The sequence below is a fragment of the Telluria sp. BA11 genome (assembly GCF_056680305.1).
The window spans coordinates 3,873,488-3,897,880 of the sequence record NZ_CM155275.1; the positions used below are offsets into that span (position 1 = coordinate 3,873,488).

A 24,393-nucleotide genomic window follows, 5' to 3' on the forward strand; every position below is an offset into this window, starting at 1 on the left:
TGAATCGACCCACAATGACGCCATTCGAACCGAACCTGTCCTCCATCGCTGTTGCCCGCGACGTCCTCCTGACGCCATTCGGCCTGGACGAAGACAAGCTGCTGCGCGCGCTGGGGACGATGTTCACGCACAAGGTCGACTATGCCGACCTGTACTTCCAGTTCACCAAGAGCGAAGGCTGGAGCCTCGAAGAAGGCATCGTCAAGAGCGGCAGCTTCTCGATTGACCAGGGCGTTGGCGTGCGCGCCGTGTCGGGTGAAAAGACGGCGTTTGCGTATTCCGACGAGATTTCCGAACAGGCGCTGCTGGACGCCGCCGCTGCCACGCGCACGATCGGGCGCCAGGGCGCCGGGCGCATCAAGATCGCGCGCAGCACCCAGCACAGCGGCGGACGCTCGCTGTACCTGCCCAACGATCCGCTGGCCTCGCTCGATGCGACGGCCAAGGTGACGCTGCTCGAGCGCGTCGAAAAGATGGCGCGCGCGAAAGACCCGCGTGTGGTGCAGGTGATGGCGGGCCTGGCCGGCGAATACGATGTCGTCCTGGTACTGCGCAGCGACGGCGTGCTGGCGGCCGATATCCGGCCGCTGGTGCGCGTGTCGGTCACTGTCATCGCCGAGCAGAACGGGCGGCGTGAAGTCGGTTCGTCCGGCGGCGGCGGGCGCTTCGACTATGGCTACTTTACCGACGAGGTGCTGGATCGCTATGCGACCGATGCCGTCAAGGCAGCCTGCGTGAACCTGGAAGCACGGCCGGCACCGGCCGGTCCGATGACGATCGTGCTGGGCCCGGGCTGGCCCGGCGTGCTGCTGCACGAAGCGGTCGGCCATGGCCTCGAGGGCGACTTCAACCGCAAGGGTTCGTCATCGTATGCCGGCATGATCGGCGAGCGCGTGGCGGCCAAGGGCGTCACCATCGTCGATGACGGCACGCTGCAGGACCGCCGCGGCTCGCTCAATGTCGACGACGAAGGCAATCCGACCCAGTGCACGACGCTGATCGAGGACGGCATCCTGAAAGGCTATATCCAGGACACGATGAACGCGCGCCTGATGAAGATGCCCGTCACCGGCAACGCGCGCCGCGAATCGTTCGCGCATCTGCCGATGCCGCGCATGACCAATACTTATATGCTCGCCGGCGACAAGGACCCGCAGGAAATCCTGGCCTCGGTCAAGAACGGCCTGTATGCGGTGAACTTCGGCGGCGGCCAGGTCGACATCACGAACGGCAAGTTCGTGTTTTCCGCCAGCGAGGCGTACATGATCGAAGACGGCAAGGTGACGTACCCGGTGAAGGGCGCCACGCTGATCGGCAATGGTCCTGAGGTCATGAACCGCATCTCGATGATCGGCAACGACATGCGCCTGGATTCGGGCGTGGGCGTGTGCGGCAAGGAAGGCCAGAGCGTGCCGGTGGGCGTGGGCCAGCCGACCCTGCGCATCGATGGCGTGACGGTCGGCGGCACGGCTTGAGCCTGTAGTGCTGTGGTATCCGGTAACAAGCTGTCTGTACAAGCCGTCATCGACGGATAAAGGGCTTGCCAAGTTTTGCGGGTTGTTGCTATAGTCAATTGACCAAACACGGACGACATCATGCGCCACGCTTTCTTTACCCGCTTTTTTTACTTTAGCCATTCCAGCCTCAGGCGGTGGAACAGCAGCGGGTACGCGCAGTAAAAGTCCCGGCAGCATCCAGACAAACCGCCAGCAATGGCGGTTTTTTTATTTTCAGACGGTATAAAACCAACTCAACCGAGCACGAAAGAGAGTCCAGCATGCCCCGCACCGACGACCTACGCATCCGTGAAATGAAAGAATTGACGCCACCCTCGCACCTGATCCGCGAGTACCCCGTCACCCCGGCGGCCGAGCAGACCGCGGCCGGCGCGCGCGTCGACCTGCACCGCATCCTGCACGGCCAGGACGACCGCCTGATGGTGGTGATCGGGCCATGCTCGATCCACGACCCGAAGGCCGCGATCGAGTACGCGCGCCGGCTGGTCGAACAGCGCCGCCGCTTTGCCGGTGAACTCGAGATCGTGATGCGGGTCTACTTTGAAAAGCCCCGCACGACGGTGGGCTGGAAAGGCCTGATCAACGACCCGTATATGGACAACAGCTTCCGCATCAATGATGGCCTGCGCATGGCGCGCGAGCTGCTGCGCGACATCAACGAGATGGGCCTGCCGGCCGGCACCGAATTCCTCGACGTGATCAGCCCGCAGTACATCGCTGACCTGATCAGCTGGGGCGCCATCGGCGCGCGCACGACCGAGTCGCAGGTGCACCGCGAGCTGGCGTCCGGCCTGTCGTGCCCGGTCGGTTTCAAGAACGGCACCGACGGCAATATCAAGATCGCGACCGAGGCGATCAAGGCCGCGTCACAGCCGCACCACTTTTTATCGGTGACCAAGGGCGGCCACTCGGCCATCGTGTCGACCTCGGGCAACGAGGATTGCCACATCATCCTGCGTGGCGGCAAAGCGCCGAACTACGACGCCGCCAGCGTCGACGAAGCCTGCCGCCAGATCGCCGCGCTGGGCCTGGCCAGCCGCCTGATGATCGACGCGTCGCATGCCAACAGTTCCAAGAAGCCCGAGAACCAGGTGCCCGTGTGCGCCGATATCGCCACGCAGATCGCGGCCGGCGACGATCGTATCGTGGGCGTGATGATCGAATCGAACCTGGTGGGTGGGCGTCAGGATCTGGTGCCGGGCAAGGAGCTGACGTATGGCCAGTCGGTAACCGATGGCTGCATCGACTGGGACAGCAGCCTGCAGGTGCTGGACGGTCTGGCAGCGGCGGTGCGCCAGCGCCGCCTGCGCCAGGAGTAATCAAGCACGCATAAAAAAACGGCGCACCGAGGTGCGCCGTTATTCTATCTGCTCGCCGGGATCAGAACTTGGCGGTCAGGTTCAGGAAGATATGACGGCCCATCGCGTCATACACCTGTGGGTAGGTATTGCCGTTGCCGAAGACCGCAGCGACCACGCCCGACAGCGGTGGATCCTTGTCCAGCGCGTTGTTCATGCCGGCGCGCAGGGTGAAGTTACGGTTGATCTGCCAGCTGCCGACCAGATCCAGGTAGTTGCGTGCGCCAAGGCTTGCATCTGCTGGTTCCGATTCGGTGTCCAGATCGACACCGCGTACATAGCGCCAGGTCGCGCCCAGTTCCACGCCATTCCACGGGGTGCCCCAGACAGCGCGCACCTTGTGACGCCATTTTGGCAGCGGCACGCCGCAGGTAGGACCGTGCAGGCCGGCGCAGTCACGCGTATCGCCGCCCGGCAAGTCCTGCTGCTTGAACTCTTTCAGGTAGGTACCCATCAACGACAGGTTCAGGCTGCCCCAGGCGCCCAGCTTGGTGTTCCAGTTCGCGCCCAGGTCAACGCCCTTGGTCGACGCCATGCCCAGGTTCTGGTTGGTGGCGACGATCTGCGCGGTTTCCAGCGCCCACAGGGTACCCAGACGGTCACGCGTGATCAGCGAGCAGAACGTCGGGTCGCCCGTTGCCAGGCAGCTCTCGAGGCTGGTCGTTGCCGGCAAGCCGCCGATGATGCCATTGACCTTCATGTCGAAAGCGTCGATGGTGACCGACGTGTTGCGCGTCGGGGTCAGCACCAGGCCCAGCGTGTACGAGTCGGATTCCTCCGGCGCCAGGTTCGTGTTGCCGCCGGTGATCTGGTTGTACTGCTGGGCTGGCGAATCGACGATGTTGCCGTACTGGGCAGCCGTGACGCCGGTGCGTGCGCACTGGGCCAGGGAAGCGGTCGGGGTCTCGCCCGCGCATGGGTCGGACGACATGTCGTACAGGCCCAGGCCGGCCGGCGTGTACAGTTCGACCACGTTGGCGGCGCGTGCGGCGCGCTGATAGCTGAAGCGGAACTTCGCTTCCTTGATCGGTGCCCATTCGATGCCTGCACCATACGAGCTGGTCTTCTGGCCGGTCGAATAATCCGATTTGCGATAGCTGGCGGTGACGTTGAGCTGATCAGCGAACGGCTGCTTCTGCAGGATCGGGATACGGGTTTCGGCGTAATAGTCACGCACGCTGAACTGGCCGCTCACGTTCTTGGTCGGGCCGCCCTGGCCAGCCAGATCGCCCGATTCGAAGGCTGCATCGTTGTCCAGCGACAGTTTTTCGGTGCGGTGTTCCCAGCCGAGCGCCAGGCCGATGCCTTCGGTGCTGGTAGGGAGCTTCAGACCGTATTCGCCCAGGTCGGTCGACAGGTTGACGCCTTGCACGGTTTGCGACGTGCTGCCGCGCTGGAAGCCCGGGGTTTGCAGGTAGGTCAGTGCTTCCTTGGTGATGCCGCCGAGGCTCCAGATATTGTAGGGCACGCAGTTCGGATCGATGCCGTTCAGCGTGCTGCGGCAGACCGGTGCGCCGTTGGCGCCGGGGACGACGTCCAGTGCCCGCGCGCTGCGCGCCACCGAGAAGTCGTTGAAGTAGGTTTCGGCGTAGCGGACCTTGCCCACCTGCGCGAAGACGTCGTACTTCCAGTTGCCGACATCGCCCTTGACGCCGACCACGCCGCGGTAGGACGTGTGGTTCAGGTCGTCGCGGCGGCCACCGCCTTCGACGTTGCGGCGGAAGATGACCAGATCGGCCGTGTCGCCCGGCGCGTTCAGGCCCAGCGTCTGGCGCCAGGCATTCGACAGCAGCGGGTTCTCGAAGGTGATTGCATTGGCGCCGGAAGCGTCGAGGCCGAACAGGCCGGACGGCGCGATCTGGGCGACAGTGCTGTCATCGTGGAAGCTGGCTTCGCCGTAGACGCGGGTCTTGTCGTTGATGTCGTAGTGCGTGAACGAGCTGAACGTATAGCGCTCGGACGGACGGCGGAAATAGTTCAGCGGACCGAAGTTGTAGGCATCGTTTGCGCCGATATAAGGACGCACGCCGCCGTTCGCATCGGCCACGGTGAAGCTGCGCGTGCCCACCAGGAAGCGACCCGGGAAGCTGGTGCCGGAGCCGCCGCAGTTGAACGTGTCGCCCGTGGTGGAGCCGCCCAGCGAGCACGCCGTGAAGTCACGCTCCGATTGCAGCAGCGGGTCTTCCTTCTTGTAGCCCAGGAACACCACGGCATTGCCGCGGCCGTCGGCGAAGTTGCCACCCATCGTCAGGCTGATGTCCTTGACCTTGGCGTCGGCGCTCTTGTCGCCCGGCAGCGCAAAATTGCGGCGCGTGGCGGCATCGGCCGCAGGCCCGCCGTTTTGCTGGTGGTTGTAGAACTGGTAGTTGCTGTCGATCTGGACGCCCTGGAAGTTGTCGTCCATGATGAAGTTGACCACGCCGGCCACGGCGTCGGAGCCGTAGATGGCGCCGGCGCCGCCCGTCAGCACTTCGACGCGCTTGACCAGGCCCACCGGGATCTGGTTCAGGTCGGCGGCCGGATTGCGCGGGCTGCCTGCTGGCAGGCGGCGACCATTGACCAGCACCAGGGTGCGATCGGCGCCGAAGTTGCGCAGGTTGACAGTCGCGGTGCCGGTCGAGCCGTTCGAGACCGAGCCACCCTGGTCGGCGAAGACCTGGGGCAGGTTGTTCAGCAGGCTCTCGACCGAACGCACACCTTCGAGCTTGATGTCCTTGGCGTTGACGACGGTAACCGGGCTGATGCTTTCCAGGTTGGCCGTGGCGATGCGTGAACCGGTCACTTCCACGCGCTGAGGTTCGCCTGTGGCAGGCGCCGTGTCCTGGGCGTGGGCCGCCGAGAACGCGACGACCATGCCGCCTGCACAGATCAGTCGAACCGATCGAGATAACACTGTTTCAACCATCATGTCGATTTTCCCAGGTAAGACCTGCAGAGCGGATGTCGCCTGCAGTAATGTCATTGGATTGCCACCGCGAATAGCAGCGTCGAATTTTTACTACCTGGCAATAAAAACATTTCCAGTAAGGTAGTGTCAACGTATAAAGTCTTTACGAATCAAAAATACAACTGCGCAACGACTAGTCTGTACAAGTATGCATTTTGGTGCTAGTCATGATTCCGACATGAAAAATAATATGTGGAATATATGAAGGAAAATATAGTTTGTTCGGTATTTAATGCGGTGATATAGCATGTGATTGGCAGATATTGCCGTTTATGCGTATGTATGCAGAACCACCGACAACACGCTGTTGTTGCCGTTTTCATGTCACAAACGTCAGTACGTTGGATAACCCATGTCTATCACCCCATGACATCCTGCCTCTGTCAGCCCACGCCGATATGCGCTATCGTGTCGGGTTCGCAACGCCTGTATCGGGTTGGTGAATTTCGCGGGGAATGGCACGTTTGCCTGGTCCCGGTTCGGGAGTGTCATGCTTGCTTATATCGTCCGGCGCCTGTGGCAAATGTTGCCGACCATGGCGGGCGTCGTGCTGCTGGTGTTCGTGCTGTTCAACTGGGTCGGTGGCGATCCGGCCTATCTGCTGGCCGGCAAGATGGCCGATGCGAACGCCATCGAGAACATCCGGCGCCAGCTGGGCACTGACCAGCCATACCCGGTGCAGCTGTGGATCTTCATCCAGCAAATCCTCACGTTCGACTTCGGCAATGCCTGGAGCACGGGCGAACCGGTGGCGCAGATCATCACCAGCCGCCTGGGGCCATCGCTCACTGTCCTGATTCCGCTCACGGTGCTCGAAGTGTTCTTCGGCATTGCGCTGGCGCTGGGCATCGCCTTCGTGCGCGGCTCGCTGACCGACCGCGCCGTGATGATTGCCTGCACGGTGGGCATGTCGATCTCGATCCTCGTGTATATCTCGGTGTTCCAGTACGTGTTTGCTTACCAGCTGGGCCTGTTTCCCGTGCAGGGCTGGGGCAGTAGCCTGGGCGAGAATCTGCTGCACTACGCGCTGCTGCCGATCATCATTGGTCTGGCCGTTTCGATCGCGCCGACGCTGCGCCTGTACCGCAGCTTCGTGCTCGACGAAGTGGGGCAGGACTACGTGCGCACGGCGCGCGCCAAGGGCTTGAGCGAGCGCCGCATCGTCTGGGTACACGTGCTGCGCAATGCCGCCATTCCCATCATCACGCACGTGATGGCGAACCTGCCGGCGCTGCTGATCGGGGCGTTTCTTCTCGAACGTTTCTTCGGCATCCCCGGCATCGGGCGCGAAGTCATTCTTGCCGTTGAACGCAGCGACTTCCCGGTGATCAAGGCGATCACGGTCTACGTGGCCGCGGCGACGATGGTGTTCAACCTGCTGGCCGACCTGCTGTACCGCGCCGTCGATCCGCGCGTGCAATTCCGATGATGACGATGCAGACATCCGACGATTCAGCCGGCCTGTGGACGCTGGCCTGGCGCCGCCTGCGGGCGGACCGCGTGGCGATGGCAGCGCTTGCCGTCGTGGCCGGCTTCCTGCTGCTGGTGCTGCTCTCGAGCACAGGCCTGGTGGCCGCCGACTGGGAAGAGGAAGTGGCCGTCAATTACGCGCCGCCGAGCTTTGTCGGCGCCGATGCGACGGCGCGCGCTCTGGCGCAGGCGCAACTGCCACGCGCCACGCCGCCGAATGCGTTCGATCCGCTCGCGGCCGAACTGGCAGCGTTGCAGGCCCAGGTGGCGGCAACGCATCCGCCGGTGGCCAAGCGCACGACGCTGCTGTTTGGCGCCGATAAATGGGGCCACGACATCGTCAGGAAAACGATCAAGGGCGGTGAGACGTCGATCGTCGTCGGCCTGGTCGCGGCGCTCTTGGCTGTCACGCTGGGCACGCTGTTTGGCGCCGTTGCCGGGTTCTTCGGTGGCTGGGTCGACGACCTGTTCAACTGGTTCTACAGCATCTTCACGTCGATTCCATCGATCCTGATGATCCTGACCGTGGCCGCCGTGCTGCAGCAAAAGGGCGTGACGACCATCGTACTGATCCTGGGCCTGACCGGCTGGACGGGACCGTTTCGCCTGATGCGCGCCGAGTACATCAAGCACAGCGCGCGCGAATACGTGATGGCGGCCAATGCCATCGGCGCGTCGAACTGGCAGCGCATGTTCGGGCATATCCTGCCGAACGTGTCGCACGTGGCGCTGGTGCAGATGTCGATCCTCGTGGTCGGCTTCATCAAGGCCGAAGTGATCCTGTCGTTCCTGGGCTTCGGCGTGCCGGTAGGCACCGTCTCGTGGGGCAGCATGCTCAACGAAGCGCAGAATGAACTCATCCTCGGCAAGTGGTGGCAACTGGCGGCCGCTGCCGGCGCCATGGCGGTGCTGGTCACCAGTTTTTCGCTGTTTGCCGACGCCTTGCGCGATGCGCTCGACCCCAAGATCAAATGACCCACGAAACCATGCCTTTGCTGAGCGTGCGCGACCTGCGCATCGCGTTCCGGGTCGACAAGCACCGCACCAGCGCCGCGCTGAAAGGCGTCTCGTTCGATGTGCCGGACAACAGCACGGTGGCGCTGGTGGGCGAATCGGGCAGCGGCAAGTCGGTCAGTTCGCTGGCCGTGATGGGGCTGCTGCCGCCCGAGACGACGATCGTCGATCCGGCCTCGCGCATCGCGTTCGCGGGCCGCGAGCTGCTGGGCCTGCCGCTGGCCGCGCGGCGCGCCTTGTGCGGCAAAGATATCGCGATGATTTTTCAGGAGCCGATGTCCTCGCTCAATCCGGTGTTTACGGTGGGGTTCCAGATCGGCGAAGTGCTGCGCCAGCACTTGGGCATGGACAAGCGCGCGGCGCGTGCGCGCACGCTCGAGTTGCTGGCTGAAGTGGGCATTCCCGATCCGGCGCGCAAGATCGATGCCTACCCGGGCCACCTGTCAGGCGGCCAGCAGCAGCGCGTGATGATCGCGATGGCCATTGCCTGCGAGCCCCGATTGCTGATCGCCGACGAGCCGACCACGGCGCTCGACGTGACGATCCAGAAACAGATCATGGACCTGATCGCGCGCCTGCAGCGCGAGCGGCGCATGGCCGTGCTGTTCATCACGCACGACCTGGGGCTGGTGGGCGAGATCGCCGATCGTGTCATCGTGATGCGCCACGGCGAGGTGCGCGAGGAGGGCGCCGCCCCGCAGGTGTTCGGCGCGCCGCAGGACGCCTATACCCGGGCCCTGCTGCATTGCCGGCCATCCCTTGATGCGCGTCCGCTGCGCCTGCCGGTGATCGACGATTACCTGGCGGGGCGCGTGCTGCCTGGCGCGCAGTTGCCGCAGCGCGTACGCGGCACGAACCCCGACGATGCGCCGCTGCTGGTGGTGAAAAACCTGGCGAAGAGCTTCTGGACGCGCGAGGGCCTGTTCGGCAAGCGCGAATTCAAGGCGGTGAAGGATGTGTCGTTCACGCTGGCGCGCGGCAAGACGCTGGGCGTGGTCGGTGAATCGGGCTCGGGCAAGACGACGGTGGGCCTGACGCTGTTGCGGCTGCACCGCGCGACGGGCGGCTCGGCGCTGTTCGAAGGGCGCGATCTGGTGGCCATGTCCGACCGCGAATTCCAGCCCTACAAGCAGCGCATCCAGATCATTTTCCAGAATCCGTATGCCTCGCTCAATCCGCGCTTCACGGTCGGCCAGATCCTGCTCGAACCGATGCGCATCCACGGAATCGGCGCGCACGAGGCCGAGCGCGCTGCGCTGGCGCGCACCCTGCTGGGGCGCGTCGGCTTGCCGGACGCGGCCTACGGGCGCTATCCCCATGAATTCTCGGGCGGGCAGCGCCAGCGCATCGCGATCGCGCGCTGCCTGACGATGCGGCCCGAGATCCTCGTCTGCGACGAATCCGTCTCGGCACTGGACGTGTCGGTCCAGGCCCAGGTGCTGAACCTGCTGCAGGATTTGCAGGACGAATTTGGCCTGAGCTATATCTTCATTTCGCATGACCTGTCGGTGGTGAAGTACATCTCCGACCAGGTCATGGTGATGCAGAACGGCGGCGTGGTGGAGGTAGCCGATGCCGATGTGCTGTACCGCAACCCGCAGCATCCGTACACGAAGTCGCTGCTGGCGGCGATTCCGCGCGGGGTGTAACTACGGGTCGTTGTCGATGCCGCAAAAGACCGTTGCGAATATGCCAAACAGGCTGCCGAAACAGGTCGCATTCCTGTGGTGCGACTGCAATTCACGTACACTGTGAAGATGCCCCAGTTAGTCGAACTCATTCAAGTCTATGGCGTGCTGATCGTGTTCGGCATTGTTCTCGTCGAGCAGTTTGGCTTGCCCATTCCCGCCTACCCGATCCTGATCGTGGCCGGCGCGCTGTCGGTCGAGGCCGACGTCAGCTGGCAGCTCGTCTGGCTGGCCGCGATCACCGCCTGCCTGATCTGCGATGTGTTCTGGTTCCGCGCCGGGCGCTTCTATGGCAAGCGCATCCTGCGGCTGCTGTGCAAGATTTCCCTGTCCCCCGATTCATGCGTCAACCAGACCGAAGACCGCTTCAGCCGGTTCGGCGTCAAGTCGCTGCTGGTATCCAAGTTTGTCCCCGGCTTCAATACCATCGCCGCGCCGTTGTCGGGCGCGATGGGCGTGGCCCCGAAGCCCTTCCTGCTGTACGCCGTCACTGGCGCGGCGCTGTGGAGCGGCGTTGGCATTCTGCTGGGCGCCTGGTTCCACGACAGCGTCGACGACGTTCTCGATCTCCTGTCGACGATGGGCAGCACGGCGCTGGTCGTTGTCGCCAGCGCACTGGGCCTGTTTATCGCCTTCAAGTATGCCGAGCGGCGCCGGCACCGTTCGCGCAGTGGCGCCGAGCGCATCGAGATGGCCGAATTGCTGGCGCTGATCGACAGCGGCGAACAACCGGTGCTCATCGATGCGCGTAGCCTGACGGCGCAGGATCTCGAAGCGCCTATTCCCGGCGCGCTCATTTTCCGCGCGTGCGAGCCGGGCAAATTAATGGCGTCGCTCGACCGCGAGCGCCAGATTGTGGTCTACTGCAGTTGTCCCGATGACGTGACGGCCGCCCAGGTCGCACACCAGTTCGCTGCCAACGGCTTTCGCCGCGTGCGCGCGCTCAAGGGCGGGCTCGATGCCTGGAACGGGCGTGGTGATACCCCGTCCTCGCTCGATCCGGCGCCCTGCTGATCGGGGCTGCGCGCAGCAGCGCGTGCGGCGTAGTGCAATTACGGTGATCAAGCCTGTTTTCACGTGAGTAAGCCCTGACACATACCATTGTCTGTAGCAAAACTACAGATAGTTCTTGTCTTGGAGGCAAAATATTTAGTAAGCTTGCGGCTTCGCCTCCACTGTGCTCGCAATGACCGCTTCCATGTCCCTGTCCATGAACGAGATTTCCCACCTGCATGCTGGCGGCCCCCGCCTGCTGGCCGATATCGGCGGCACCAATTGTCGTTTCGCGATCGAGCGTGGTCCCGGGCAGCTCGAGGGCGTCGAGATTCTGCCGTGCGCGGCCTATGCGACGCTGGGCGATGCGATGCGCACCTATCTGGCCGGTTCGACCGTCCAGGCGCTGACGGCCAGCCCGATCCGGCATGCGGCGCTGGCGATTGCCAATCCGGTCACGGGTGACTATGTGCGCATGACCAACCACCACTGGGAATTTTCGACCGAGGCATTGCGGATCGAATGCGGCTTCGAGATCCTGCTGGTGGTGAATGACTTTTCGGCACTGGCCCGTTCGCTGCCGCATCTGGGCGAGCACAAGCGCCAGGTTGGCGGTGGCGTGCCCCAGCCGGACACGGCGCTGGGCCTGATCGGCGCCGGCACCGGCCTGGGCGTGTCGGGCCTGATCCCGTGCGCCAGCTCGTGGACGGCATTGCGTAGCGAAGGCGGGCACGTGAGCTTCGCGCCGATCAACGATGACGAAATCGCGATCCTGCAATTTGCCTGGCGCGAATACGACCATGTCTCGTTCGAGCGTTTCCTGTCCGGCGCCGGCGTCGAACTCATCTACCGCGCGCTGGCCGATCGCGCGGGCAGCCCTAACGAGCGTCTCAGCGCCGCCGAGATTTCGCGCCGCGCGCTGTCGGGCGAATGCCCGCTGTGTGACGACGTGCTCGAGGCATTCTGCGGCATGCTCGGCACCGTGGCCGGCAACCTGGCCGTCACGCTCGGCGCGCAGGGTGGTATCTATATTGGTGGCGGCATCGTTCCGCGCCTGGGTGCGCGCTTTGACCGCTCGTCGTTCCGCCGCCGCTTCGAACAAAAAGGGCGCTTCGTCCATTACCTGACGGCCGTGCCGACCTACGTCATCACCGCTGAATACCCGGCTTTTGTTGGTGTGTCTGCGATTTTGTCGGAAAAACTGTCAGACTGACGCTACTAGCTACCCGCCGCGTGGATGGTCGCTTGTCCACTACGCGGTTTTATCGGGTACAATGGCCGCCAGTTGCAAGAAACGTCGTCGTCCCTCCGCGTGCCGCACAGGCCGCTCCCCGGCGCCTCCCGAACATGGCGAGTGCGCCGATGCGCCGCGTTTCCCAACGAGCATCAACACTCAGAGGCAGGTTGCCCGCGACGGGTTCCTTGCCCTTCGTGTAATAGACTGTCCGGCGCATCAGCCCCGGACCCACGGATTCCAGTATCAGGCAGCAGATCGCAAACAGCAGGCTAGCCGCCCATGCGCCGGCGCCGCTCGTTGCGTGGTCGCCGGACGCTAACCGTGTTTGCCCTGATTCTGTTGCGCGGATTCTGTTTCTGCTACCGCTACTGTTTGTGGATTGACGACATCGCACTATGAATACTGACGAGGCCAAGCGCGTCCTCGAAACCGCCTTGCTGTGCGCCCGCGAGCCAATGTCGATCCACGGCATGAAAAAGCTGTTCGCCGACGTCGATGCGAGCGGTCGCAGCCAGGGCGCCGGCGTTGGCGCCGATACGATCAAGATTTTGCTGGAAGAACTCCGCCAGGACTGGGATGGCCGCGGCATCGAGATCGTCAGCCTGGCCTCGGGCTGGCGTTTCCAGAGCCGTCCCGAAATGAAGCCGTATCTCGACCGGCTGTCGCCCGAGAAGCCGCCGAAGTATTCGCGGGCGACGCTGGAAACGCTGGCCATCATTGCCTATCGCCAGCCGGTCACGCGCGGCGATATCGAAGAAATTCGCGGCGTGGCGGTCAATTCGCAGACGATCAAGATGCTCGAAGACCGCGGCTGGATCGACGTGCTCGGCCACCGTGAAGTCGTAGGGCGCCCGGCGCTGCTGGGCACGACGCGCCAGTTCCTGGATGACCTGGGCCTGGCGTCGCTGTCGCAACTGCCGCCGCTGCAGGCGTTGGCCGAGGGGCCGGATGCACGCAGCCTGGAAGCACTGGAAGCAGCACTGAACGACAATTTTGAGAAGGCGGACGCCGGCGCGCCCGTCTTACATCCGGACACTTCACCGATTGAAGTGTCGATACCAGACCTGACAGACGACGGAATTGCCGAGGCGGGTCAGCACAATAAAGATACGAATGATGAACCCAACTGAACCAACCGAAAACAAGCCTGTCGACGCAGCCGAGACCGCCGTCGCCAAGCCAAAGCGCCGCACCAAGGCCATGATTGCCGCCGAGGCTGCTGCTGCCGGGTCCGCGCCGGTCGACGCCGCCGTGGAAGCGCCGGTCAAGGCAAAGCGCACGCGCAAGGTCGCCGTCGCCAGTGAATCCGGCGCCGCCGCGCCAGTCGCTGCCGAGTTGGCTGGTGATGCACCAGCTGCCGACGCGCCAGCCGCGAAAGTGCGTAAACCACGCGCGATGAAGGCCGCGAAAGAAGTCCAGGCCGCCAAGGAAGAGCTGGCCGCAGCGCCGGCCGCCGACGGCGCCGAGGCTGCACCTGCACCGAAGCCGCGCGGTCCCCGTCAGATGCGCGAAAAGCGCGCCGAACGCGAAGCGCTCGAGCAGCTGGCAGCCCCTGCCGTTGCTGCGGCGGACGCTGCGCCAGAAGGCGACGCGCCGGCTGAAGGTGCTGGCGCCGAGGCTGCTGCTGCCGTCGACGGCGCGCCACAAGGCCGCGGCCGTGGCCAGCAAAAGCCGGGCATGCGCAACCAGCAGAGCAATCGTCCGGTGCAGGGCGCCGGTCGCCAGGGCCAACCGGTCAAGCAGATCGGCCGTAATGGCAAGCCGGGCAAGCCCGGCGGCAAACCGCAGCCAATGGACGAGGCCGACAATGTGTTCTCGTTCGTCACGTCGGACGATTTCGACGCCAACGACGGCGCCCGCCGCAATGCGCCGGTCAAGGCCGTGCGCCGCGACCTGACTGCCGACGACGACGCGCCGAAGCTGCACAAGGTGCTGGCCGAAGCGGGCCTGGGTTCGCGCCGCGACATGGAAGACCTGATCGTTGCCGGCCGCGTGTCGGTCAATGGCGAGCCGGCCCACATCGGCCAGCGCATCCTGCCGACCGATGCCGTGCGCATCAACGGCAAGCTGATCCAGCGCCGCGTGAGCAGCAAGCCACCGCGCGTGCTGGTGTACCACAAACCGGCCGGCGAAATCGTCAGCCATGACGATCCGGAAGGCCGTCCATCGGTGTTCGATCGTCTGCCGTCGATGAAGGCAGGCAAGTGGCTGGCCGTTGGCCGCCTCGACTTCAATACCGAAGGCCTGCTGCTGTTCACCACGTCGGGTGACCTGGCCAACCGCCTGATGCACCCGCGTTATAATATCGACCGTGAATACGCGGTGCGCACGCTGGGCGAGCTTGAGGAAGGCATGCGCCAGAAGCTGCTGGCCGGCGTCGACCTCGACGACGGCAAGGCGGCATTCTCCAAAATCCAGAACGGCGGCGGCGAAGGCATCAACCGCTGGTACCGCGTGGTCATCGGCGAAGGCCGTAACCGCGAAGTGCGCCGCATGTTCGAGGCGGTCGGCCTGACCGTCTCGCGCCTGATCCGTACCCGTTACGGCGCGATGACCCTGCCAAGTGGCCTCAAGCGCGGTCGCTGGGAAGAATTCGAAGAAAACGATGTCCGTTCGCTGATGACGGCCTTCGGTGTCGAGAAAAAAGCGGCACCGGAGAAAAACGCCAAGTCGGGCGGCAAGCCGGGCAAGGGTCCGCGTCCGAATGGTGCGCGTGACAGCGAGCGCGGTAATGAGCGTGGCGGTGAGCGTGGCAACGAACGTGGCAACACTCGCGGTCCTGAGCGCGGCAACGTGCGCAGCGCCGGCGGCGACGATGAGCGTGGCAACGACCGCAGCGATGGCAACCGCATCGACCGCGCCGACGCCAATCGCAATGTCGATCCGTTCGGTCCGCAGGCAACGCGCGTGGGCAGCACCCGCGGCCAGGGTATCCTGAATGGTCCGGTGCCTGGCAACAAGCCAGCCGGCGGCCGTCCGGGTGGCCAGGGTGGCGGCAAGGGCCGCGGCGCCGGTTTCGGCGGCGGGCAGGGCGGCAAGACGGGTGGCGCTGGCGCCAGCAGCCGTCCACGCCAGCCCGATCCGTTGCAGACCACGTTCGGTTTTGCCAACACCGGCGGCGGCGCACGCCGTGGCGGTGCGGGTGGCGGCCAGGGTCCGCGTGGCGGCGCCGAGCATGCGGCACCACGCCGCGGCCGTCGCGGCTAAGCCCAATTCAGTGCGGACTGCCGATGGCAGTCTGCTAACTGTTGTATAGCTGCTCATTTTGGCGTGCGGATTGCGAGGCACGCCGAAAAGCAGTATAATTTGCAGCCTAATCGAAGACCTTCCCGACGTGTTGTTCAGCGTGCATCCGGTGTAAGCGTCATATTTTGATTGGGGTGTAATGACAAAAAGATGGGCAGATGCCCATTTTTTTTTTTGGTAAATCGTTTTAGAAGCCCTGGAGAAGTGCCGTGCAGCAGTTTGATTTAATCGCCACGACAGTCAGTGGTCTCGGTTATGAACTCGTCGACGTGGAACGAGGCGACCGCGGGATCCTGCGTGTGTATATCGATTTTCCGGCTGCCGACGCGGACGAAAAGGGCCCGATCACGGTCGAGGATTGCGCCAAGGTGAGTCACCAGCTGTCGCATGTCTTCACCGTGGAAAACGTCGATTACGAACGACTCGAAATTTCGTCGCCGGGCCTCGATCGCCCGGTACGAACCCTCGCCGATTTCGCGCGCTTTGCCGGCCTTGAGTGCACGGTCAAGCTGCGTGTCGCGGTGCCGGGCAGTGATAACCGCAAGACGTTCACCGGTATCCTGCGCGGCGTCGAGAACGACAAGGTCGGCTTGGAATTTGACAGTAAAGATGGCCCGGCGTTGATGGAATTTACGCTGGCCGAATTGGATAAGGCACGTTTAGTGCCGCAGGTGGATTTTAGGAGTCGCAAAGCATGAGTCGCGAAATTTTGTTACTGGTGGATGCGCTTGCGCGCGAAAAGAACGTCGACAAGGAAGTCGTTTTCGGAGCGCTCGAGTTCGCGCTGGCACAGGCCACGAAGAAGCGTTATGAAGGCGAAGTCGACATTCGCGTGTCAATCGACCGTGACACCGGCGAATTCGAGACTTTCCGCCGCTGGCACGTCGTTCCCGACGAAGCCGGCCTGCAGCTGCCTGACCAGGAAATCCTGCACTTTGAAGCCAAAGAGCAGATCTCGGACATTGAAGTCGACGAATACATCGAAGAGCCGATTGAATCGGTCGACTTCGGTCGTCGCTTTGCCCAGGACACCAAGCAGGTCGTGCTGCAGCGCGTGCGCGATGCCGAACGCGAGCAGATCCTGCAAGACTTCCTGGAACGTGGCGATTCGCTCGTCACCGGCACCATCAAGCGCATGGAACGCGGCGACGCGATTGTCGAATCGGGCAAGATCGAAGCACGCCTGCCGCGTGACCAGATGATCCCGAAAGAGAACCTGCGTATCGGCGACCGTGTGCGCGCTTTCATCCTGCGTGTGGACCGCAATATGCGTGGCCCGCAGGTGATCCTGTCGCGCACCGCGCCTGATTTCATCATGAAGCTGTTCGAACTCGAAGTACCAGAGATCGAGCAGGGCCTGCTGCAGATTAAGTCCGCTGCCCGCGATGCCGGCGTGCGCGCCAAGATCGCCGTGTTCACGGCCGACAAGCGCATCGACCCGATCGGTACCTGCGTCGGGATGCGCGGTTCGCGCGTCCAGGCCGTGACCGGCGAACTGGGTGGCGAGCGTGTCGACATCGTGCTGTGGTCCGACGACCCGGCGCAGTTCGTCATTGGCGCCCTGGCGCCGGCGAATGTCTCGTCGATCGTGGTCGACGAAGAAAAGCACGCGATGGATGTCGTCGTGGACGAAGAAAACCTGGCCATCGCGATCGGCCGTTCGGGCCAGAACGTGCGCCTGGCGTCCGAGCTGACCGGCTGGAAGATCAACATCATGACGGCCGAGGAATCGGCCAACAAGGTGGAGCAGGAATCGGCGGCCATCCGCGCGCTGTTCATGCAAAAACTGGACGTCGACCAGGAAGTGGCCGACATCCTGGTGGAAGAAGGCTTCTCGAGCCTGGAAGAAATCGCGTATGTGCCAATTTCCGAAATGCTGGAAATTGAATCGTTCGACGAAGACACTGTCAACGAACTCCGTACCCGTGCACGCGATGCGCTGGTCACCGAGGCGATTGCTTCCGAAGAAGGCCTCGAAGGCATGGAAGAAGCTCTGGTCAATCTGGAAGGCATGGACCGTACCGTTGCCGGCAAGCTTGGCCTGGCTGGTATCAAGACGGTCGACGCATTCGCGGCACTGGCCTATGACGAGTTTGGCGCCATCCTGGCGCTGCCGTCGGAACGTGCCCGCGACCTGATCAAGAGTGAATTTAATGATGTGACCGACGACGAGATGAAGCTGGTCGATGGCAAGTACGACGACCGGGCGAAAGCACTGCAGGCGAAAGCCTGGAGCCTGGCTGAAACGGCCAAAGCTTGAGCAAATCTTTATCATCTGTCGCGACACATAGAAAAGAGGACTGAATGGCGAGTAACAACGTAGCCCAATTTGCCACCGAGCTGAAGATGCCTGCAGACCTGCTGCTGACGCAGCTGCGCTCGGCCGGCGTCGAAAAAAGTTCGACGTCAGATCCGTTGTCGAAAGATGATAAGGACAAGCTGCTGAACCATCTGCGTCGTACCCACGGCGCGAGCGACACCGGTGAAAAGAAAAAGATCACGGTAACGCGCAAGGAAACCAGCGAAATCAAGCAAGCTGATTCGTCGGGCAAATCGCGCACCATCCAGGTCGAAGTCCGCAAGAAGCGCACCTTCGTGCAGCGCGACGACCTGGTCACGACCAAAGCACCTGAAGAGCCAGTCGTCGACGTTGCTGAACAAGCACGTCGCGAAGAGGAAGCAGCGCGCCAGAACGAAGCGATCGCCCGCCAAGAGGCTGATCTGCGCGAGAAGCAAGAGCGCCTGATCAAACTCGAAGCCGAAGAAAAGGCGCAAGCCCAGGCAGCGCAAGAGCAGGCCAAGCGCGATGCGGCCGAACAAGCCAAGCGCGACGCCGCCGAGAAATCGGCTGCTGCTGCCGTGGCTGCCGGTGCTGCCAAGGAAGCTGCTGCCGGCGCGAAAGAAGCCGCTGCCGGTGCTGCTGCTGACGAGTCGGCCAAGCGCGCCGCTGAAGAAGTCAAGGCCCGCAATGAAGCGGCAAGCAAGGAAGCGGCCGAACGCGTTGCCGCTACCGAGCGCGCCCGCAAGGCCGTGGCCGATGAAGTCGCGCAGATCAAGCTGATGATGAGTCAGCCGCGCCGCGTCATCAAGGCACCTGAGCCAGCACCGAAGCCGGTCGTCGCACCAGCGGCCCCAGCCGGTACGCTGCACAAGCCTGCCGACAAGAAGCCTGGCGAAGTCAAGAAAGACGACGCCAAGAAGCCTGGCGACAAGAAGTCGATCAAGTCGGCCAATGTGTCGTCGACCTGGTCGGATGACGCTAAAAAGCGTGGCGGCCCGAGCGTGAAAACGCGCGGCGGCGCAGGCAGCAGCACCGGTGGCCGTGACGGCTGGCGTGCTGGTGGCGGCCGTGGTGGTCGTCGTGGTCATGATGACCGCGAGACCAACTTCCAGGCGCCAACCGAAGCGATCGTGCGCGATGTGCACGTGCCGGAAACCATCACCGTGGCCGAACTGGCCCACAAGATGGCGATCAAGGCATCGGAAGTCATCAAGCAACTGATGAAGCTGGGCCAGATGTGCACGATGAACCAGGTGCTCGATCAGGAAACCGCGATGATCCTGGTGGAAGAGATGGGCCACAAGGCCTTTGCTGCCGCCGAGGATGATCCAGAGGCACTGCTGGCCGACAACGGCGAGCACGCCGAGTTCGAATCGACCTCGCGCGCACCGGTTGTCACCGTCATGGGTCACGTCGACCATGGTAAGACGTCGCTGCTGGATTACATCCGTCGCGCCAAGGTCGCTTCGGGCGAAGCCGGTGGTATTACCCAGCACATCGGTGCATACCACGTGGATACCCCACGCGGCATGATCACCTTCCTTGACACCCCGGGTCACGAGGCGTTCACCGCCATGCGTGCCCGTGGTGCCAAGGCGACCGACATCGTCATCCTGGTGGTGGCGGCGGACGACGGCGTGATGCCGCAAACCAAAGAGGCAATTGCTCACGCAAAAGCCGCTGGTGTACCGCTGGTCGTGGCGATCAACAAGATCGACAAGCCGGGTGCCAACACCGACCGCGTCACGCAAGAGCTGGTCGCTGAAGGCGTCGTGCCTGAAGAATACGGTGGCGAGTCGCCATTCGTGCCAGTGTCGGCAAAAATCGGTACCGGTATCGACGACCTGCTGGAGCAAGTGCTGCTGCAGGCCGAAGTGCTGGAACTGAAAGCACCGACCGAAGCGCCGGCCCGTGGCCTGGTGGTCGAAGCCCGTCTGGACAAGGGCCGCGGCCCGGTCGCAACGATCCTGGTGCAGTCGGGTACCTTGAAGCGCGGCGACGTCGTGCTGGCGGGTTCGTCGTTCGGTCGTGTTCGTGCCATGTTGGACGAAAACGGCAAGGCCGTCACCTCGGCTGGCCCATCGATCCCGGTCGAAATCCAGGGTCTGACCGAAGTGCCGACCGCTGGCGAAGAAGTCATGGTCATGGCCGACGAGCGCAAGGCGCGTGAAATCGCCCTGTTCCGTCAAGGTAAGTTCCGTGACGTGAAGCTGGCCAAGCAGCAAGCCGCGAAGCTCGAGAACATGTTCGAGCAAATGGCCGAAGGCGAAATCAAGAACCTGCCGCTCATCGTCAAGACCGATGTGCAGGGTTCGCAAGAGGCACTGGTCGGTTCGCTGCAGAAGCTGTCGACCTCGGAAGTGCGGGTCCAGATCGTGCACGCAGCGGTCGGCGGCATCACCGAGTCGGACGTCAACCTGGCAACCGCGTCGAAGGCAGTCATCATTGGCTTTAACGCCCGTGCCGATGCCCAGGCGCGCAAGCTGGCCGAGTCGAACGGCGTAGACATTCGTTACTACAGCATCATTTACGATGCCATCGACGAAGTCCGTACCGCTCTGTCGGGCATGCTGGCGCCAGAAAAGCGCGAGACCATCACCGGTCAGGTCGAGATTCGCCAGGTCATCCTGGTCTCGAAAGTCGGCGCGATTGCCGGTTGCTTGGTCACCGATGGTGTCGTCAAGCGTTCGTCGTCGGTCCGTCTGCTGCGCAACAACATTGTGCTGTGGACTGGCGAGATCGATTCGCTCAAGCGCTTCAAGGACGACGCAAAAGAAGTGCGCGCCGGTCTCGAGTGCGGCCTGTCGCTCAAGGGTCAGAACGAAATCCAGGTCGGCGACGTCCTGGAAGTGTTCGAAGTCACCGAAGTGGCACGTACGCTGTAAGCGACACGTTGGCGTAACATGGGGGCCAGGACGCTTCGCGGCAACGTCGCGAAGGGCCTGGCCCTTTTATTTTTGGCTCTCTGATTTTCCAGAAAAAGATGCAGCAACATCATGGCTAAACACAGCAAAAGCATTCCCAAGCGCGGCCTGCGCGTGGCCGACCAGATCCAGAAGGATCTGTCGGAACTCATCGCCTTCGAACTGAAGGACCCTCGTGTCGGCATGGTCACGATCAGCGAAGTACAACTGACCCCCGACTACGCCCACGCCAAGGTGTACTTCACCCTGCTCAAGGATGGCGTGGAAGAAGTCAAGCAGACGCAGGAAGGCCTGAACAAGGCGTCCGGCTACCTGCGCAATATGCTGGGCAAGCGCCTGCACATCCACACGCTGCCGGCGCTGCACTTCGTGCATGACACGTCGACCGTGCGCGGCCTGCAGATGTCGGCCCTGATCGACCAGGCCAATGCAACGCGCTCGAAGGATGACCCGGAATCGAACCCGGCCCCTGAGGTGGACGTCGACCTGGACCAGGCGCAGGATCTGGACCAGGCGCAGGATCAGGATCAGGATCAGGACAGCGATGCTGGTGACGACGCCGACAAGGCGAACAAAGCGTGAACGGTCGGCCCGCCAAAAAACCGCGCGACCTGGTCAATGGCGTGCTGTTGCTCGACAAGCCGGTGGGCTTCTCGTCGAATGACGCGCTGATCAAGGCCAAGCGCGTGCTCAACGCGAAGAAGGCCGGCCACACCGGCACGCTCGACCCGTTTGCCACTGGCCTCTTGCCACTGTGCTTTGGCGAAGCGACCAAGTTTTCGCAGGATTTGCTGGAGTCGGACAAGACCTATCTGGCCACGGTCCATCTGGGCATCACGACGACCACCGGCGACACCGAAGGCGAGGCCGTCGAGACGAAACCGGTCGATGTGACGCTGGACCAGATCGAAGCCGCACTGGCCCGCTACCGTGGCCCGATCCTGCAGACGCCGCCGATGTACTCGGCGCTCAAGCGCGACGGCAAGGCGCTGTACGAATACGCGCGTGAAGGCATCGTGCTCGAGCGCGAAGCGCGCCCGGTGACGATCCATTCGCTGACGCTGGTTGCGTACGACGCGCCGTTCCTGAAGATCGCTGTTACCTGCAGCAAGGGCACGTATGTGCGCGTGCTGGGCGAAGACATCGGCGCCGCGCTTGGTTGCGGCGCGCACCTGAACGCACTGCGCCGCACCGAAGTCGGGCCGTTGACGATCGAGGGCATGATCACGCTGGACGATCTGCTGGCGCACCCGGACCCGTTGTCGCTGCTGCAGCCGGTCGACGCCTTGCTGTCGAGTTTCCCGGCCCTTGAACTGACGCCCGAGTTGGCGCGCCGTTTCCTGCAAGGCCAGCGCCTGGCGCTCGGCAAGGAAGACATCGTCGTGCCCGAGCAGCAGGGCAGGGTGCGCATCTATCATGCTGGCAGCCTGCTGGGCACCGGGATTCTCGGTGAGTATGCGATCCTGGCGCCCGAACGCCTGATCTCGACCGCGCCGCAGGGTTGATGTCACGCGGCAGTCATCAACGGGCGCTACCCTTGCAGGCAGCGCCCCGTCTGCCCAATGACCGGGCAAGCTCTTGAAATACCTCGCTATTTCCAGCCACCCCGGTTAGAGCGGTACTTTACCTGCTATACTAGTCGGTTTCCGAAATCAGCAAGTGCGCGGCAACTTCGCGGCACCATCGCGGCAACATCGTCGCAGTACCGCAGCAGCATCGCGGTACAGCGCAGCAGATACTCGGCAGATCGTACACTTCCGTACAACGCAACTTCTCAGAGACCATGTCAAACACCAAACGCGCGATTCGTAATATCGCAATCATCGCCCACGTTGACCACGGCAAAACCACCCTGGTGGACATGCTGCTGCGTCAATCCGGTACGTTCCGTGAAAATCAGCAGGTGGAAACCCGCGTGATGGACTCGAACGACCTCGAAAAAGAACGCGGCATCACCATTCTGTCGAAGAACTGCGCTGTCGAGTACGAAGGTACCCACATCAATATCGTCGACACCCCAGGCCACGCCGACTTCGGCGGCGAAGTCGAGCGCGTGCTGTCGATGGTTGACTCCGTGCTGCTGCTGGTCGATGCGCAAGAAGGCCCGATGCCACAGACCCGCTTCGTGACCCGCAAGGCACTGGCCCTGGGCCTGAAGCCAATCGTCGTCGTCAACAAGGTCGACCGTCCAGGCGCGCGCGCCGAATGGGCCATCAACCAGACGTTCGAACTGTTCGACAAGCTCGGCGCAACCGACGAGCAGCTGGACTTCCCGGTCGTCTACGCATCGGGCCTGAACGGCTATGCCGGTCTGACCGAAGATGTCCGCGAAGGCGACATGAAGCCGCTGTTTGAAGCAATCCTGCAACACGTGCCAGTCCGTGACGACAATCCGGATGGTCCGCTGCAGATGCAAGTGACCTCGCTCGACTACTCGTCGTACGTCGGCAAGATCGGCATTGGCCGTATCTCGCGCGGCCGCATCAAGGCTGGCCAGGATGTCATCGTCCTGAACGGTCCTGGTTCGACCCCGATCAAGGGCCGCATCAACCAGGTCCTGAACTTCAAGGGCCTGGAGCGCGTGCTGGTCGATGAAGCCGTCGCCGGCGACATCGTCCTGATCAACGGTATCGAAGAAATCGGCATCGGTTCGACCGTCTGCGCACCGGACACCCCGGACGCACTCGAAATGCTGACCGTCGATGAGCCAACGCTGACCATGAACTTCATGGTCAACAACTCGCCACTGGCAGGCCGCGAAGGCAAGTTCGTCACCAGCCGTCAGCTGCGCGAACGCCTCGACCGCGAACTGAAAGCCAACGTCGCACTGCGCGTTTCGCCAACCGACGACGACACGATCTTCGAAGTCTCGGGCCGCGGCGAACTGCACCTGACGATTCTGCTGGAAAACATGCGTCGCGAAGGCTTCGAGCTGGCCGTGTCGCGTCCACGCGTCGTGTTCAAGATGGTCGATGGCGTGCGCCATGAGCCGTTCGAGAGCCTGTCGGTCGACGTCGAAGAAGCGAACCAGGGTGGCGTGATGGAAGAACTGGGCCGTCGTCGTGGCGACCTGCAGAACATGGAATCGGATGGCAAGGGCCGTGTGCGTCTCGAGTACCTGATCCCGGCGCGTGGCCTGATCGGCTTCCAGGGCGAATTCATGACCCTGACCCGCGGCACCGGCCTGATGAGCCACGTGTTCCACGAGTACGCACCAGTCGACAACAGCAAGGGCGAAATGGCCGGCCGTCGTAACGGCGTACTGATCTCGCAGGATGACGGCGCTGCCGTTGCCTACGCGATCTGGAAACTGCAGGACCGCGGCCGCATGTTCGTGTCGCACAACGATCCGGTGTACGAAGGCATGGTCATCGGCATCCACTCGCGCGACAACGACCTGGTCGTGAACCCGATCAAGGGCAAGCAGCTGACCAACGTGCGTTCGTCGGGTACTGACGAAGCGGTGCGCCTGGTGCCACCAATTCAGATGTCGCTGGAATACGCGGTCGAATTCATCGAGGACGACGAACTGGTCGAGATCACCCCGAAGAGCATTCGTCTGCGCAAGCGCTACCTGAAAGAGCACGAGCGCAAGAAGGCCAACCGCGAAGGTTAATGCCTTCCCCTCACCGGCAATCGAGATTGCCGGTGAATGAAAAAACCCCGCTGCATGCAGCGGGTTTTTTTTTTATCCAAGCGATGCTGAATAAGCGCGATG

The 24,393-nt window shown here is 62.9% G+C and carries 15 protein-coding genes and 1 pseudogene; 15 read left to right on the forward strand and 1 reads right to left on the reverse strand.

Annotated features, from left to right (window positions below; genetic code table 11):
* Positions 1–14: 14 nt before the first annotated feature.
* Positions 15–1,475 carry a metalloprotease TldD gene (gene tldD, locus AC1MGT_RS17020; protein ID WP_258836361.1) on the forward strand — a complete coding sequence of 487 codons (1,461 nt, stop codon included), beginning with the start codon at positions 15–17 and terminating at the stop codon, positions 1,473–1,475.
* A gap of 302 nt (positions 1,476–1,777) precedes the next feature.
* Positions 1,778–2,836: a 3-deoxy-7-phosphoheptulonate synthase AroG gene (gene aroG / locus AC1MGT_RS17025; protein WP_258836360.1), complete on the forward strand. Its 1,059-nt coding sequence runs from the start codon at positions 1,778–1,780 to the stop codon at positions 2,834–2,836.
* A gap of 61 nt (positions 2,837–2,897) precedes the next feature.
* Here the strand turns inward: aroG and AC1MGT_RS17030 are convergent, their stop codons facing one another.
* Positions 2,898–5,729, reverse strand: a complete 2,832-nt coding sequence (locus tag AC1MGT_RS17030) for a TonB-dependent receptor domain-containing protein (protein ID WP_499501164.1) — start codon at positions 5,727–5,729, stop codon at positions 2,898–2,900.
* A 583-nt stretch (positions 5,730–6,312) separates the two neighbouring features.
* Between AC1MGT_RS17030 and AC1MGT_RS17035 the strand changes: the two genes are divergently transcribed.
* The 13 genes and pseudogenes from AC1MGT_RS17035 to typA all read left to right on the forward strand — a co-directional run bounded on the left by AC1MGT_RS17035 (position 6,313) and on the right by typA (position 24,291).
* Complete coding sequence (locus AC1MGT_RS17035; RefSeq protein WP_499501165.1) at positions 6,313–7,251, forward strand: ABC transporter permease; 939 nt, start codon at positions 6,313–6,315, stop codon at positions 7,249–7,251.
* Positions 7,251–8,267 (forward strand): ABC transporter permease, encoded by a 1,017-nt coding sequence (locus AC1MGT_RS17040; protein ID WP_499504305.1) that lies wholly within the window; start codon positions 7,251–7,253, stop codon positions 8,265–8,267. The genes AC1MGT_RS17035 and AC1MGT_RS17040 overlap by 1 nt, the downstream gene beginning before the upstream one ends.
* Positions 8,264–9,955 carry an ABC transporter ATP-binding protein gene (locus AC1MGT_RS17045; RefSeq protein ID WP_499501166.1) on the forward strand — a complete coding sequence of 564 codons (1,692 nt, stop codon included), beginning with the start codon at positions 8,264–8,266 and terminating at the stop codon, positions 9,953–9,955. Before AC1MGT_RS17040 ends, AC1MGT_RS17045 begins: the two co-directional genes overlap by 4 nt.
* Before the next feature lie 108 nt (positions 9,956–10,063).
* Positions 10,064–11,008, forward strand: coding sequence for a VTT domain-containing protein (locus AC1MGT_RS17050; RefSeq protein WP_499501167.1), 945 nt, complete (start codon positions 10,064–10,066; stop codon positions 11,006–11,008).
* A 184-nt stretch (positions 11,009–11,192) separates the two neighbouring features.
* The gene (locus AC1MGT_RS17055; protein WP_499501168.1) at positions 11,193–12,200 is read left to right on the forward strand and encodes a glucokinase; all 1,008 of its coding nucleotides are present in this window, start codon (positions 11,193–11,195) and stop codon (positions 12,198–12,200) included.
* A 419-nt stretch (positions 12,201–12,619) separates the two neighbouring features.
* The gene (gene scpB, locus AC1MGT_RS17060) at positions 12,620–13,354 is read left to right on the forward strand and encodes an SMC-Scp complex subunit ScpB (RefSeq protein ID WP_499501169.1); all 735 of its coding nucleotides are present in this window, start codon (positions 12,620–12,622) and stop codon (positions 13,352–13,354) included.
* On the forward strand, positions 13,341–15,431 hold the full coding sequence (rluB, locus tag AC1MGT_RS17065) for a 23S rRNA pseudouridine(2605) synthase RluB (RefSeq protein WP_499504306.1): 2,091 nt from the start codon (positions 13,341–13,343) through the stop codon (positions 15,429–15,431). The genes scpB and rluB overlap by 14 nt, the downstream gene beginning before the upstream one ends.
* A 248-nt stretch (positions 15,432–15,679) precedes the next feature.
* Positions 15,680–16,168 (forward strand): ribosome maturation factor RimP, encoded by a 489-nt coding sequence (rimP, locus tag AC1MGT_RS17070; protein WP_183549472.1) that lies wholly within the window; start codon positions 15,680–15,682, stop codon positions 16,166–16,168.
* Positions 16,165–17,730, forward strand: a complete 1,566-nt coding sequence (gene nusA / locus AC1MGT_RS17075) for a transcription termination factor NusA (RefSeq protein ID WP_183549475.1) — start codon at positions 16,165–16,167, stop codon at positions 17,728–17,730. Before rimP ends, nusA begins: the two co-directional genes overlap by 4 nt.
* A gap of 44 nt (positions 17,731–17,774) precedes the next feature.
* Positions 17,775–20,636 (forward strand): translation initiation factor IF-2, encoded by a 2,862-nt coding sequence (gene infB, locus AC1MGT_RS17080; RefSeq protein WP_499501170.1) that lies wholly within the window; start codon positions 17,775–17,777, stop codon positions 20,634–20,636.
* 111 nt (positions 20,637–20,747) lie between these two features.
* Positions 20,748–21,122: pseudogene (gene rbfA / locus AC1MGT_RS17085) on the forward strand (30S ribosome-binding factor RbfA); the annotation flags it as partial.
* Positions 21,123–21,253: 131 nt separating this feature from the next.
* A complete protein-coding gene (gene truB / locus AC1MGT_RS17090; RefSeq protein WP_499501171.1) occupies positions 21,254–22,180 on the forward strand; it encodes a tRNA pseudouridine(55) synthase TruB in 927 nt (308 codons plus the stop codon).
* A 278-nt stretch (positions 22,181–22,458) separates the two neighbouring features.
* Positions 22,459–24,291, forward strand: coding sequence for a translational GTPase TypA (gene typA, locus AC1MGT_RS17095; protein ID WP_482897671.1), 1,833 nt, complete (start codon positions 22,459–22,461; stop codon positions 24,289–24,291).
* Positions 24,292–24,393 lie beyond the last annotated feature (102 nt).